Below are 13,566 nucleotides of genomic sequence, written 5' to 3' on the forward strand. Positions count from 1 at the left end.
TGGCCCGTGGCCGGGGGCGGAGTGTTCACGCGGCCCCTTTGGAGCTGATGTCGTAGACGATTCAGCCGCCTCGGCTTCCGGTCCGCGTCTCGGCTTCAGGTCCGGACGTACGGCGATGTCGCCAACGATTCAGCTCTAAAGGCGCCGAACGACACACGCCCGGGACCGAACACGCCACGCGCGACGACCGACACCGCTCGACGCCCCGATCAGCGGGCGTGGCGTTCCGGGTGGGCCCGGCTCCAGGTCCGCATCCGCTCCGGGTAGCCGGTGCGCGCCGCCTCGTACAGCGGCACCGCGTGCTTGCGGGCGATGCCCCCGGCCGCGCGGGGCGTTCCGGTACGGCGGCGGATCCACTCGCCGTCGTGGGCGATCGCCACCACAGTGGTGTCCGTCGCCGTCGTCTCCGGTTCCAGGTAGAACTCCACCCCGCGCCGAGTGGCCACGAACGCCTCCAGCGCCGCGAGGTCGTCGCGGGTCGCCTCCCGGTCCAGCTTCGTCGGGGTCGCCTCGGCACCCCGTGACCGGCGGTTGAACCAGCTCATGCCCCGCCCCTCTCCTCGACGTCCCTCCAGTGCAGCACCGGTTCCTGGCAATACGCTGCACGCCGGATGGGAGAGAGCTGACCTGCGTCGGGAAATCCTGTGGAACCCGCGGCGGGTGGGCGGTGTCATGAGTGTGATCCGAACGGAGGCTCCCCTGGACGACGAGGCGCTCGTCACCCGCGCTCGGGCAGGTGACCTGGAGGCGTACAACCTCCTGGTCGCCCGGCACACCGCGTCCGCGTACCGGACCGCGGTGCTGCTCGGCGCGGGCTCGGACTCCGAGGACGTCATCCAGGAGGCGTTCGTGAAGGCGTACCGGAAGCTGTCCCGTTACCGGGGTGACGCGTCCTTCCGGTCGTGGCTGCTCGCCATCGTCGCGAACGAGACCCGCAACCTGCACCGCTCCCGTGGCCGGCGCGACGGGCTCGTCCTGCGGGCGGCGGCAGCGGACCCGACGTCCGAGATCGCCGAGGACGACGCGGTCGGCGCGGTCCTCGCCGGGGAGCGCCGGGCGTCGCTGGTGCAGGCCCTGCGACAGTTGCCGGTACGGGACCGTGAGGTGATCGTCTGCCGGTTCTTCCTCGATCTCACCGAGGAGGAGACGGTGGCGGCTCTGGGTTGGCCCCGAGGCACTGTGAAGTCGCGGACGTCCCGGGCGCTGGCGAAGCTTCGCGGCCTGCTCGACCGTGAGGAGGTCCGGCATGGGTGACCTCGAACGGGAACTGCGCGACCTGTCCGCCTGGCTGGACACCCCCGATCCGCCCGACGTGACCGCCCGCGTCCGCGTACGACTCGGCACGCCCGCGCCACGACGGCGTCGGTGGCGGTCGCTCGCCGCGGTGGCGCTCATCGCCCTGCTGGTGGCGCTGTTGCCGCCGACGCGGGCCGCGATCGCCGACGTCGTCACGGGGCTGCTGCGCTTCGCCGGGGTCAGCATCGCCACCTCGCCCGCCCCGACGCAGCCCTCCGGCACCGCGTCGCCGTTGCCCGGGCAGCGGACCGTCGCCCTGGACGAGGCGCAACGGGCGGTGCGGTTCCCGATCCGCCTGCCGACGATGCTGGGCACGCCGGAGCGGGTGCTGGTGGCCGACCCGGACGCCACGGGCCGGTACCGGGTGGCGACGCTGCTCTACGACGGGGGCGCGCTGCGCGTCGACGCGTTCGACGGTCACCTCGACCTGGCCTTTCACAAGGAGGTCACCCCGCCGGGCGCGAACTGGGTTCACGTGAACGGCGACTTCGCCATCTGGGTCGACGGCCCACACGCGTTGTCCTACGTGGACCGGGCGGGCGAGATCCGCAGGGAGACCGCCCGACTGGCCGCCTCGACCCTGATCTGGCAGGACAACGACGTGAGCTACCGGCTCGAGGGCACCCTCACCAAGGCCGAGGCGATCGAGATCGCGCGCTCACTGGGCTAGTACGCGTTCGGGTCCCAGTCCGCGAGCTGCTCCATCGGCTGGGTGTCGCCGGTGGTCTCCAGGTCGTCGAGCGGGACGCGGTCGTAGAAGTAGAGGACCAGTTCGCTCGCTGCGCCTCGCATCGCCATGTCGCCCGGCTCCGCGTCGGCAGCGAGGTCGTCGCAACGGACGCCGTCGGCGTTGAGGGTCAGGCGCCAGGAGCGGCCCTCGGCCGTGTGCAGGTCGATGGTCGCCGGCTTGAACGGCCAGGGGACTGTCGTCGCCGCGACAGTCGTCAGGAACTCGTCGACGCCCTCGACCGCGACGTCCGTCGGCAGCGGCTGCGTGGCCCCCTGGGTGAGCTGGGCGTCGTAGGTGTGGACGGCCAACTCCTGGATCTGGTGCCGGGCCACGGCTCCGCTGGTCTGCGGGGCCTGCGAGCGGCCCCACCAGGTCCAGCAGCCGCGGTCCGGGCCGGCCGCGCGCATCGCATCGAGCATGAGCTCGGTCGACTCGGCGAGCCAGGCGTCCAGGGTTTCGCGGTCCCGGGGTGCGGTCGGGGCGCCCTTCGGGTCCGTCCTCGCCGGGGGCTCGGCGCCCGGGCCCGCCGCGATGATGGCGGCCTGACGCCGGCGGCCGTCGCCGAGATGCTGTGCCAGTTCGCGCAGCGTCCAGTCCGGACAGGTCGGGACCTGGACGTCAAGGTCGGGGGCGGACGCGATCGCGGCGCGGACCGCGGCCGAGCGGTCTTCGATCAGCCGCAGGACCTCAGGAAAATCCAACATGTTCTGCACCTCGGTTGTGTACCAGTACGCTCCGACCACGGACAGCGAATTTGTCTGACGAACGCATCGACAGCCGAGCGGAGCGCTGACGGTCAGCCCGGTCTACGAGTCGTCTCGGCCCTGCCAGGTCGTCACACAAGCCTCGTTACCCTCGATATCGGCGAGAACCCAGAAGGCGGGAGCATGGGACGCGGATACAAGTCGGCCGCCGGCCGCCAGCGCGGCTTCGATCCGTCGTGGTGCCTCGTCGTGCGGGACGCAGATGTCGAAGTGGATGCGATTCCGGTCCGGGCGTGGCTGATCCATCTGCTGAAACCACATCGCCGGCCCCTGCCCGACCGGGTCGACGATCGGATCCCTGGGACCGTCGGCTCCCGCCTCGTCCGTGTAGCCCAGCACGGCCTTCCAGAACGGCCGGACCGCTGCGATGTCGAGCGCGTCGACAGCGATCTCCACGAGCTGCACCGACCGCGAAGCTCCCGTACCAATCTCAGGCTCCGTCCGTAGCCCGACGTTCCGCATGGCGGCGGAAATCCGATGCGCAAGGTCGATATCGCAAGCGGTGAGCGACGCCCGATCCGCCGACTGCAGGGTCAGGACGACCCGGTCTGGTCGGATATCAGCGCGTAGGTGCCCGTCGGCGTCGCTACCGCACGCCGCCACCGCACGCGCCGCCGCCTCGGTTGCCTGGACCAATGAGCCGACGGGGACCGACGTGCGCAACGCGCCCAGCAAATACCGCCATCCCTGGTCGCTGACCGCGTCCGAGGCCGCCTGCCGACCCAGTGTCTGTTCCACCTAGACATCCTCACACGCGCCCGTAAGGGTCTGTCCCCTCTGGCCTCGCCGCCGTCAACCCGGTAAACGTTCCCGGTCAGAGCACTAGGAACCCGGCGGGCCCGGGCGGTGTCGGAAAGGTGCGACGAGTCCTCGGCGCGTACCGGAAGGGGCGAGATGGGTTCCTGGGGCAGGTTGATGCTGGCATCCTCGGTGGTCCTGCTGGCGGGGTGCACGGCCACCACCAGCGGCGCGGCGCCGACGGCGGGGGCGGCCACCACGGCGAGCACCGAGACCGCCTGCGCGGCGCGCGTCGAGACGGGGTCCCTGCCCGACTGGGCGGACGCCGGGTTCAGCGGGGACGCGCGGGTTCCGCACGTCTTCGGCGCGAAGGGTGACATCGTGGCGGTGCTGTTCGCCCATCCCCTGCGGCAGGTCCGGACGGACGGGTCGAACAACAAGATCCTCTGGGTGGCCCGCGCCGCCACGACCTCGCCCGACCCGACCGCACCGGCAACCCTGGTGATCACCGCGAGGCTGGACGGCACCGACACCCGGGTGATCCGGGAGGTCGCCGGCGGTCCCGGCCCGTCGATCATCGACCTGCCGCAGGCCGGTTGCTGGCGCCTCGACCTGCGCTGGTCCGGGCACATCGACACGATGGACCTGGTCTACGCCCCCTGAGCTACCCAGGTCTCCGCGGTGCTTCGAGCGATGCGGAATCGGCGACGTCGCGGCCCGCCCTCGCCGCCACCGCCGCTTATGGTGTGGTCGTGCCGATCACCTTTCAGCTTCCCGAGGGTCGGGACGTGCTGATGGACCGGACCGCGGATCGGACCGAGGAGGAGCTGTCATGACCGTCCCAAACCATGAGCCGTACTGGCATGCGGCGATTCACTTGGGTGAGCTGGCGGCAGTGGCATGACGCCGCTGTACGTGGCGGCGGACATCCACGGTCACCGGTCCGAGTTCTGGGAGTCACTTCGCGAGGCCGGGCTCGTCGACCACACGGGGCGCTGGTCCAGGAGTGGGGCGCGGTTGTGGCTGCTCGGCGACTACGTCGATCGCGGCCCGGACGGTATCGGCGTCATCGACGACATCCAGCGGCTAGCCGTCGCCGCACGTGCGGCGGGCGGCCACGTCGGGGCGTTGTTGGGTAACCACGAGGCGCAGTTGCTCGCCGCGCACCGGTTCGGCACCATGCCCGTCGCCGGCTGGGACGAGCCCGGCGGGTTTCGCGGTGGCTGGGCCCGATTCGGCGGACGTGAGAAGGACCTGCACCAGCTGACGCCACAGCATCTCGAGTGGATGTCGCAGCTGCCTGCGGTCGCGGTCGTCGACGGGTTCCTGCTCGTGCACTCCGACACCGCCCGGTACCTGGAACTCGGATCCAGTGTGGCCACAGTGAACGCGGCAGTCACCACTGCTCTCGGCTCCAGCGACCCCTCGGTGTGGCTGGACTTCTGTGGCCGGATGAGCGATCGGGGCGCCTTTCGTGACGTCGGGTCGGCGAAACCCGACGATCCGGTGTCGCTGATGCTGCGCACGCTCGGGGGCAACGTCCTCGTCCACGGCCACAGCACCCTCACCAAGCACTTCGGCGTGGCGCCGCAGGATGTCACAGTCGCGCTGCGGTACGCCGACGACAGAGTCATCGCCATCGACGGCGGCGTCTACGAGGGCGGCCGGATCCTGCTCACTCGACTCCGCTGACTCTGGCTAGGCTGCCCGACGTGCTGGAGGACATGCGGACGGCGGCGCGCAACAACGCCGAATGGTGCGACATCGTCTGCGGCTGCCAGGGGTTGGCCGGCCGTACCGACGCCGACGCCTGGTCGGTCCCCCACCGTTCGCCACAGTGGTACCCGGACGCGGTCACAGTGCGGCCGGGCGTCAACGCCGAGGCCCTGCTGGCCCGGATCGACGCGGGGCCCGGCGCGTCGGTGAAGGACAGCTTCGCCGACCTCGACCTGGCCCGGTACGGGTTCCGGGTGCTCTTCGACGCCCAGTGGATCCACCGGCCACCGTCGGCACCACCTGTCGACACACCGCTGGCCCCGGTCACCACACCCGACGAGCTGGCGGCCTGGGCGGCGGCCCACGGCGGTGGGGACCTGTTCCGCCCCGCGCTCCTGGCCGACCCCCGGGTACGGGTTCTCGCCCGCCGCGACGACCGGGGCGTGATCATCGGTGGGGCGGTGCTCAGCGGCGACGGCCCATACGGCGTCTCCAACCTGTTCACCCGCACCGACAACTCCCCGGACATCTGGCGCGCGGTGTGCGCCACAGTGCCCGACGCACCGCTGGTCGGCTACGAAACCACAGCGGACCTGACGCCGGCGCTCTCCGCCGGCTTCACCACCACCGGCCCACTCCGCGTCTGGCTGCACGCCTAGCGCTCCGGCCACGAGCTCCGCGCACGGACAGCTATGCTGGGCGGCATCGGCACCGATCCGGCCATCACCGGGGAGCCTCCGGAAGAACGGGCAGCTCCGCCGCCCCAGTAGAACCGGACGTAGCGGTACGTCACGTCGCGAAATTGAGCGGCGCCCGCACCATTGAGGCGCAAGCGGGGTGGTACCGCGGAGTCCTGGCCATACGCCCGGCACTTCGTCCCCGCGTGGGCAGTGAGCTGATGCCCGCGCGAGCGGACGTGGAGTGTAGGGAGAACGTCGGTGCCGGACGGTCCGTTGAAGTCACCATTCGTGCCACTGCCCACCAAGATCGACCTTGGTGGGATTGACCGTGCGGTCATCGAGTGGTGGCAGGCAAACAACGTGTTCAACCGGAGTCTGGAGCAGACGGCCGACGGTCCGCCGTGGGTGTTCTACGAGGGGCCGCCGACCGCCAACGGCACGCCGGGCACCCACCACATCGAGGCGCGGGTCTTCAAGGACCTCTTTCCCCGGTACCGGACGATGCGGGGCTTCTCGGTGCCGCGCCGTGCCGGGTGGGACTGCCACGGCCTGCCCGTTGAGCTCGCGGTGGAGAAGGAACTGGGGCTCAGCGGCAAGCCCGACATCGAGAAGATGGGCGTCGCGGAGTTCAACGCCCTGTGCCGCACGTCGGTGCTGCGGCACGTGGACGAGTTCGTCCAGCTCAGCGAACGTATGGGTTACTGGATCGACCTGGAGCATCCGTACCAGACCATGTCCCCGGAGTACGTGGACAGCGTCTGGTGGTCACTGAAGCAGATCCACGACGGCGGGCGACTGGTGGAGGACTTCCGGGTCGCGCCGTACTGCACCCGCGACGGCACGACCCTCTCCGACCACGAGGTGGCACAGGGGTACGAGACCGTCACCGACCCCTCCGTGTACGTGCGGTTTCCGTTGCACGGGGACGTGGCCGGCCACACCGGCGTCGACCTGCTGGTCTGGACCACCACCCCGTGGACCCTGGTGTCCAACACCGCCGTCGCCGTACATCCCGCTGTGACGTACGCCGTCGCCCGCACCGGGCAGGGCACGTTCGTCGTCGCCGAACCGCTGACCCAGCGGGTCCTCGGTGACGAGGCGGAGATCCTGGCGACCGTTCCCGGGTCGGCCCTTGAGGGTCTGCGGTATGAGCGGCCGTTCGACCTGGTGGACATCCCGGACGCGCACCGGGTGGTTCTCGCGGAGTACGTCACGACCGAGGACGGCACCGGCCTGGTGCACCAGGCACCGGCCTTCGGCGCGGACGACCTCGCCGTCTGCCGCGCGTACGGGTTGCCGCTGGTCAACCCGGTCGCCCCGAACGGGCGGTTCAACGACGGCATCGACCTGGTCGGTGGGGTGTTCTTCAAGGACGCCGACGCGTTGCTCATCGACCGCCTGAGGAAGTCTGGTCGGTTGTTCCGGCACGAACCGTTCGAGCACCCCTACCCGCACTGCTGGCGGTGCCACACGCCGCTGATGTACTACGCGCAGCCATCCTGGTACATCCGGACGACCGAGGTCCGCGACGAGCTGACGCGGGAGAACGAGAACACCAACTGGTTCCCGGAGCACATCAAACACGGCCGCTACGGCGACTGGCTGAAGAACAACATCGACTGGGCGGTGTCCCGCGCCCGGTACTGGGGCACCCCGCTGCCGCTGTGGCGATGCCCGGACAACCACGTGACAGCTGTCGGTTCCCGCACGGAGCTCGGGGAGCTGGCCGGCGCCGACCTGTCCGAGCTGGATCCGCACCGCCCGTACGTCGACGAGATCACCTTCGCCTGCCCGGACTGCGGCCAGATCGCCACCCGCGTCCCCGAGGTGATCGACGCCTGGTACGACTCCGGGGCGATGCCGTTCGCGTCGTTGGGCTACCCCCACGTGCCGGGCAGCAAGGAGATCTTCGAGCGCACCTACCCGGCCCAGTACATCTGCGAGGCGATCGATCAGACGCGGGGGTGGTTCTACACGCTGATGGCGGTGGGCACGCTCGTCTTCGACCGGTCCCCGTACGAGAACGTCGTCTGCCTCGGGCACATCCTGGCCGAGGACGGCCGCAAGATGAGCAAACACCTGGGCAACATCCTGCTGCCGATCCCGTTGATGGACACGCACGGCGCCGACGCGGTGCGCTGGTTCATGGCGTGCTCCGGCTCACCGTGGTCGCCGCGCCGGATCGGGCCCGGCCCGCTCGACGAGATCGTCCGCAAGGTGTTGATGACCTACTGGAACACCGCGGCGTTCTTCTCCCTCTACGCGGCGAACTCGACGTGGGCGCCGCATCTGGCGCAGCCGGTCGCCCAGCGACCGGTGTTGGACCGGTGGATCGTCGGCGAGGTCCACGCCCTCGCGGCCGCCGTTGACGAACGGCTGCAGAACTACGACACGGCGCGCGCCGGTCGACTGCTCGCCGACTTCATCGACGACCTGTCGAACTGGTACGTACGGCGGTCGCGGCAGCGTTTCTGGGAGGGCGACCCCGACGCCCTCACCACCCTGTACGAGTGCCTCGACATCCTCACGCGGCTACTGGCGCCGTTCATTCCCTTCGTCACGGAGGAGGTGTGGCAGCAGGTCGTCCGGCGCGGTGCCGAGTCGGCTCCGGAGTCGGTGCACCTGGCGACCTGGCCCACACCCGACACCACACTGATCAGCACGGAGTTGTCGGCCCAGGTGGCCACGGCGCGGGCGTTGGCGGAGGCGGGGCGGTCCGCGCGTAAGGCGAGCAGCCTGCGGATCCGTCAGCCGTTGAGCCGGGCGCTCGTGGGGCTGCCGGCCGGCACCGTTCTCCCGCAGGCGTTGCTGGACGACATCGGCGACGAGTTGAACGTGAAGGTCCTCCAGCCGCTCGATCCCCAGAGCGGGGTCATCGACGTGCAGGTCAAGGCGAACTTCCGGACCCTGGGCCGCCGGTTCGGCAACCGCACCCAGCACGTCGCGAAGGCGATTGCCGCCGTGGCCCCCCGGGAGCTGGTCGACGGCGTCCGGGCGAACGGGACGTACCCACTGTCGGTCGACGGTGCGCAGGTCGAGGTGAGCCTGGACGACATCCTGATCACGGAGGTGCCGCGCACCGGTTGGGTGGTGGAGTCCCAGCGCGGCACGACGATCGCGTTGGACACCGAGATCACCCCCGAGCTGGCAGCCGAGGGCGTCGCACGCGACGTCGTCCGGATCATCCAGCAGGCCCGCCGCGACGCCGACTTCGAGGTCTCCGACCGGATCACGGTGTCGATCGCCGCCCCCGCGGACGTCGCGGCGGCGATCTCCACGCATCAGAAGCTCATCGCGCACGAGACCCTCGCGCTCCAGCTGACGGTTGTGGACGCGTTGTCGGAGGGGTTCTCCGGCACTGTGGGCGACGGTCAGGAGATTGTGGTGCACGTCGTGCGGGCCTGAGCGGTGACGGGGTAAGACGATCAGTGCAGGCGGGTCAGGTCTTCCGGGGTCAGGCGTAGGGTTCCAGCGGCGACGTTCTGCGCCAGGTGCTCCGGGTCCGAGGTGCCGGGGATGGCGAGCACGTGGGGGCCCTGGTGCAGGGTCCAGGCGAGGCGTACCTGCTGCGGGGTGACGCCGTGGGCGCGGGCGACCGCCTCCACGGCCTCGTCCTGCGCGGTGCTCGCGCCCGTCTCCCGTCCGGTGCCGGCCAGCGCGAAGAACGGCACGTAGGCGATGCCCCGCTCACCGCAGAGCCGGACGAGCGCGTCCTGCTCCCGGTAGGCGTTCACCCCGTAGTTGTTCTGCACGCAGACCACCGGAGCGATGCCCGCCACCTCGTCCAGCTGTTCCGGCCGGACGTTGGAGAGCCCGAGGTGCCGGATCAGCCCGGCGGTCCGCAACTCGGCGAGCGCGCCGAACCGGTCGGCCACCGGCACCGCACCCGGCCCCCGGCCGAGGCGCAGGTTCACCACGTCGAGTTGGTCGCGGCCGAGCCGGCGAAGGTTCTCCTCCACCTGGGCCCGCAACTGCGCCGGGGTGAGCGCCTCGGTGAAGCCCGCCTCCGGGTCGTACCCGAAACCGACCTTGGTGGCGATCACCAGGTCCTCCGGGTACGGGGCGAGCGCCGCGCGGATCAGCTCGGTGGCGTAGCGGGCCGGGCCGGTGCCGACGCGCAGGGTGCCGCCGGGCGAGACGTAGAACGCGGCAGTGTCGATGTGGTTGACGCCCAGCTCCACGGCGCGGCGTAGCAGGGCGACGGCCCGGTCGGGGTCCGGGTTCGCGGTGATCCGCATGGAGCCGAAGCCCATCCGGTGCACGGTGCGGTCGCCCAGGGTCCAGGTGCCCGCCGCGGCGGCGGTGATCTCATCGGTTGGCATCGGGCGACCGTAACCAGTGCGGGTGCGCGGCGCAGTAGGCCGCGCACCCGATACCGCCCGGCGGCGAAATGGGTTAGTTTTTAACTACCGACGGAGCAGTTTCAGCGGAGTGCGGCGGACGCAGCACCGGCACCAGCAGCAGGGTCGGCAGCAGCAGCAACGGCACCGCCAGCAGCGCGCGTAGTGTGCCGACCTCGTCGCCGACCAGCCCCAGCAACGGCGGGCCACCGAGGAACGCGGTGTAGCCGATCACCGCGACCACGCTCACCCGCACCGCCGCGTGCGCCTCGTCGTCGGCCGCCGCGCTCATCCCGACCGGGAAGCCCAGCGACGCACCCAGACCCCACAGGGCGACGCCGATGACGGCCACCGGCCCGGAGCCCGCCAGCACGGCCAGGCCGGCGCCCACCACGGCGAGGCCGATGGTGCCGCTGAGCACGGGCACCCGACCCCACCGGTCCAGCGCGATGGTGCCGACGGTGCGTCCGACGGTCATGCCCACCACGAAGACCGCGAAGACCGCCGCGCCGGCGGCCTCGCTCAGGTCCCGTCCATCGATGAACGCGACGGCCAGCCAGTCGTTGGCCGCACCCTCGGTGAACGCCGCTACCAGCACGAACAGCCCGATCAACAGGGTGCGCGGCTCCCGCCAGGCGGCGAGTTGCGCCCGGCGACGGGCGGCCGGGGTGGCGTCCGCCGGGTCGCCGTTGTGATCGCTGCCCACGGGCAGGAACGTCCGGGCGGCGAGCGCGGTGCCGGTCAACACGACCACCGCCACCGCGACGAGATGCGCGCCGACCGAGACGTCGAACCGGGCAGCCCCGGCGCCGAGCGCCGCTCCGGCCACCGAACCGAGGCTCCACCCGGCGTGGAACCGGGGCATGATCGTACGGCCCAGCCGCCGTTCCACCGCCGCGCCCTCGACGTTCATCGCCACGTCGCAGGCGCCGGAGCCGTAGCCGAGGGCGACCAGTCCCAGGGCGACGATGGCGAACGACCCGGTCATCGTGGCACCCAGCCCCGCCACGGTCAGGCCGACCGCGACCAGCACGGTGGCCATCGTCACGGTGCGGGCCGCACCGAATCGCTGGGCGAGCAGGCCGGAGGTGGGCATGGCCAGCAGCGCGCCGACGCTCATCGCCAGTAGCAGCAACCCGAGTCGGCCGGCGGAGAGGTCCAACGCCTCCCGGACCGCCGGGACGCGGGAGAACCAGCTGCCGACGGCGAGCCCGTTGAGGGTGAAGGTGACGGCGACGCCGTTGCGGGCGAGCCGCACCGTCCGCAGGGTCGGCGATGCGGTGCCCGGGGCTACGGGTCGACTGGTGGGGGCGCTCACGAGGGTAGGTCCTCTTTCTCGGGGTGATCTCCTGGCACGATCGCACACCTGAGAGCGCTACCACCACAACCGGGAACCGCCCCTTACCGCTGCTGCTCGGGCCGGGGCATGATGTGAGCAGGCGTTGGCCCGACCGGACGGGCCGCCGCAGGAGGCGACGATGACGACAGCGGCACAGCGACCGGCAACTCTCGAGGACGTGGCCCGGGTCGCCGGGGTGTCCCGGTCCACGGCGTCGCGGGTGATCGCCGGCACGGGGTTCGCCTCGCCGGCCGCCCGGAAACAGGTCACGGCAGCCGTCGACCAGCTCGGCTACGTGCCCAACCCGGCCGCCCGGGCGCTGGTCAGCGGCGGGGGCGGCGTACGCCTGGTGGTGGCCGTTCTGGGCACCAGCGCCGGGGTGCTGGACGACCCGTACGTGCACCAGGTGGTCGGCGCTGCCGCTCGGGTGTGCACGCCCGCCGGTGTCGGGGTGGCGCTGTACTGGCTGCCGTTCGGCGACCCCCGCAGCCTCGACCAACTCGACGGGGATCGCAGCGTATGCGGGGTGATCCTGGTCAACACCACCGAGGAACTGCTGGAGGCGGTGCCGCGGTCGCAGCGCGGTCGGGTGGTCTCGATCGGCATCGGCTCGGCGACAGTGCCGTCGTTCGACGTCGACAACGCCGCCGGTTCCGAAGCGGTGCTGCGCCATCTGTACGCCTCGGGTCGCCGCCGGATCGCCATGGTGACCGGCCCCCGGTGGCTGCCCTGCGCGCAACGCCCGGTGCAGACGTACCGCCGACTGATGGCCGAGGCCGGCCTACCGGAGCGGATACTTCCTGGGGACTTCAGGGCGCCGCGTGGCCGGGCAGCGGCCGGCGAGGCGCTGCGCCGCTGGCCGGACATCGACGCGATCTACGCGATCAGCGACGACACCGCGCTCGGGGTGATCGCGGGCCTGCGGGACGCCGGTGCGCGGGTGCCCGCGGACGTCGCGGTGGCCGGCTTCGACGACATCCCGTTGGCCGGGATGACCGCCCCGGCGCTGACCACGGCGAGTCATCCGGTGGGGCGGATCGCCGCCGCCGCGGCCACCGCCCTGCTGGACGGGCGCCCGGCGGCTCCGGTGACCCTCTTCCCGTCCGCCCTGGTGGCGCGGGCCAGCGCCTGAGTCGACGTTCGGTCGAGCACACTGACGGTTAACCCCGTACGGGCCGGGTAACCGCGTCGGACCTTTCGTCCACCGTAAGGAGCGCCGACCCGTGTCCGACTCCGCGCCGTCGCACTGGGACCCGGCGCCGAGCCCTCGGGACGGCCGGTTGACCGCCCGCCGCCACCCGCCGGTGGCGTCGGGCCGCACCGGGCTGGTGCCGATGACCGGCCCCGACGGTGACCGGCTGGCCCTGGGGTACGCCCCGGAGCCCGCGACCGACGGTTCGGCGTACCGGTTGGTGCTGCTCCTGCACGGTGCGGGCGGTTCGGCGCAACAGGGGCTGGACCTGCTGTTGCCGGTGGCGGACGCGCAGCACCTGCTGCTGGTCGCCCCGGACTCGTCAGCGGCCAGTTGGGACCTGATCGCCGGTGGCTTCGGTGCGGACGTGGGGCGCATCGACGGGCTGTTGGCGACCGTCTTCGACACCTACCTGGTGGCCGACGTGACGGTCGGCGGCTTCTCCGACGGCGCCTCGTACGCGCTGTCGTTGGGCCTGGCGAACGGGGATCTGGTTGACACGGTGCTGGCCTTCTCCCCCGGTTTCGCCGCGCCACCGGTCACCCACGGCCAGCCACGGATCTTCATCTCGCACGGCGTCGACGACCGGGTGCTGCCCATCGACGTGTGCAGCCGCCGTCTCGTCCCCCGCCTGCACAATCTCGGTTACGACGTGACGTACCAGGAGTTCCCCGGTGGCCACGACATCCCCGCCCCGATCCGCGATTCCGCCGTCGCCTGGCTCACCGCCCGTCCTCCACGGGCGGGGAACCACCGTTGAGCGGTGCAGCC

Annotated in this window: 13 protein-coding genes; 8 read left to right on the forward strand and 5 right to left on the reverse strand. The window is 71.4% G+C overall.

Annotated elements, in window-relative coordinates:
- Positions 1 to 209: 209 nt before the first annotated feature.
- Complete coding sequence (locus tag FB453_RS07515) at positions 210 to 545, reverse strand: hypothetical protein (protein ID WP_112673090.1); 336 nt, start codon at positions 543 to 545, stop codon at positions 210 to 212.
- A 127-nt stretch (positions 546 to 672) separates the two neighbouring features.
- On the opposite strand from FB453_RS07515, the gene FB453_RS07520 reads away from it, so the two are divergent.
- The gene (locus FB453_RS07520; RefSeq protein WP_112588106.1) at positions 673 to 1,254 is read left to right on the forward strand and encodes an RNA polymerase sigma factor; all 582 of its coding nucleotides are present in this window, start codon (positions 673 to 675) and stop codon (positions 1,252 to 1,254) included.
- Complete coding sequence (locus FB453_RS07525; protein WP_145788602.1) at positions 1,247 to 1,966, forward strand: hypothetical protein; 720 nt, start codon at positions 1,247 to 1,249, stop codon at positions 1,964 to 1,966. Before FB453_RS07520 ends, FB453_RS07525 begins: the two co-directional genes overlap by 8 nt.
- Here FB453_RS07525 and FB453_RS07530 read toward each other — a convergent pair.
- Positions 1,963 to 2,730 (reverse strand): maleylpyruvate isomerase N-terminal domain-containing protein, encoded by a 768-nt coding sequence (locus FB453_RS07530; RefSeq protein ID WP_486480196.1) that lies wholly within the window; start codon positions 2,728 to 2,730, stop codon positions 1,963 to 1,965. The two genes, FB453_RS07525 and FB453_RS07530, sit on opposite strands and share 4 nt — an antisense overlap.
- A gap of 102 nt (positions 2,731 to 2,832) precedes the next feature.
- Positions 2,833 to 3,528 (reverse strand): VOC family protein, encoded by a 696-nt coding sequence (locus FB453_RS07535; RefSeq protein WP_145788606.1) that lies wholly within the window; start codon positions 3,526 to 3,528, stop codon positions 2,833 to 2,835.
- 177 nt (positions 3,529 to 3,705) lie between these two features.
- On the opposite strand from FB453_RS07535, the gene FB453_RS07540 reads away from it, so the two are divergent.
- From FB453_RS07540 to ileS, 4 genes are all read left to right on the forward strand, one after another.
- Positions 3,706 to 4,191, forward strand: coding sequence for a hypothetical protein (locus FB453_RS07540; RefSeq protein ID WP_486480197.1), 486 nt, complete (start codon positions 3,706 to 3,708; stop codon positions 4,189 to 4,191).
- A 237-nt stretch (positions 4,192 to 4,428) separates the two neighbouring features.
- A complete protein-coding gene (locus FB453_RS07545) occupies positions 4,429 to 5,220 on the forward strand; it encodes a metallophosphoesterase (RefSeq protein ID WP_145788610.1) in 792 nt (263 codons plus the stop codon).
- Between the two features lie 20 nt (positions 5,221 to 5,240).
- Positions 5,241 to 5,903 (forward strand): hypothetical protein, encoded by a 663-nt coding sequence (locus FB453_RS07550; protein WP_222431327.1) that lies wholly within the window; start codon positions 5,241 to 5,243, stop codon positions 5,901 to 5,903.
- 279 nt (positions 5,904 to 6,182) lie between these two features.
- Positions 6,183 to 9,329, forward strand: a complete 3,147-nt coding sequence (gene ileS, locus FB453_RS07555; protein WP_486480198.1) for an isoleucine--tRNA ligase — start codon at positions 6,183 to 6,185, stop codon at positions 9,327 to 9,329.
- 20 nt (positions 9,330 to 9,349) lie between these two features.
- On the opposite strand, the gene FB453_RS07560 is transcribed toward ileS, so the two are convergent.
- A complete protein-coding gene (locus tag FB453_RS07560; RefSeq protein WP_145788612.1) occupies positions 9,350 to 10,246 on the reverse strand; it encodes an aldo/keto reductase in 897 nt (298 codons plus the stop codon).
- 73 nt (positions 10,247 to 10,319) lie between these two features.
- A complete protein-coding gene (locus FB453_RS07565; RefSeq protein WP_145788614.1) occupies positions 10,320 to 11,582 on the reverse strand; it encodes an MFS transporter in 1,263 nt (420 codons plus the stop codon).
- A 160-nt stretch (positions 11,583 to 11,742) separates the two neighbouring features.
- Between FB453_RS07565 and FB453_RS07570 the strand changes: the two genes are divergently transcribed.
- Entirely contained in the window at positions 11,743 to 12,735 is a 993-nt protein-coding gene (locus FB453_RS07570; protein WP_145788617.1) for a LacI family DNA-binding transcriptional regulator, read from the forward strand.
- A 91-nt stretch (positions 12,736 to 12,826) separates the two neighbouring features.
- Complete coding sequence (locus tag FB453_RS07575; RefSeq protein WP_145788619.1) at positions 12,827 to 13,555, forward strand: alpha/beta hydrolase family protein; 729 nt, start codon at positions 12,827 to 12,829, stop codon at positions 13,553 to 13,555.
- The last annotated feature ends 11 nt before the right edge of the window (positions 13,556 to 13,566 follow it).

This window comes from Micromonospora sp. CNZ322 (assembly GCF_007827755.1).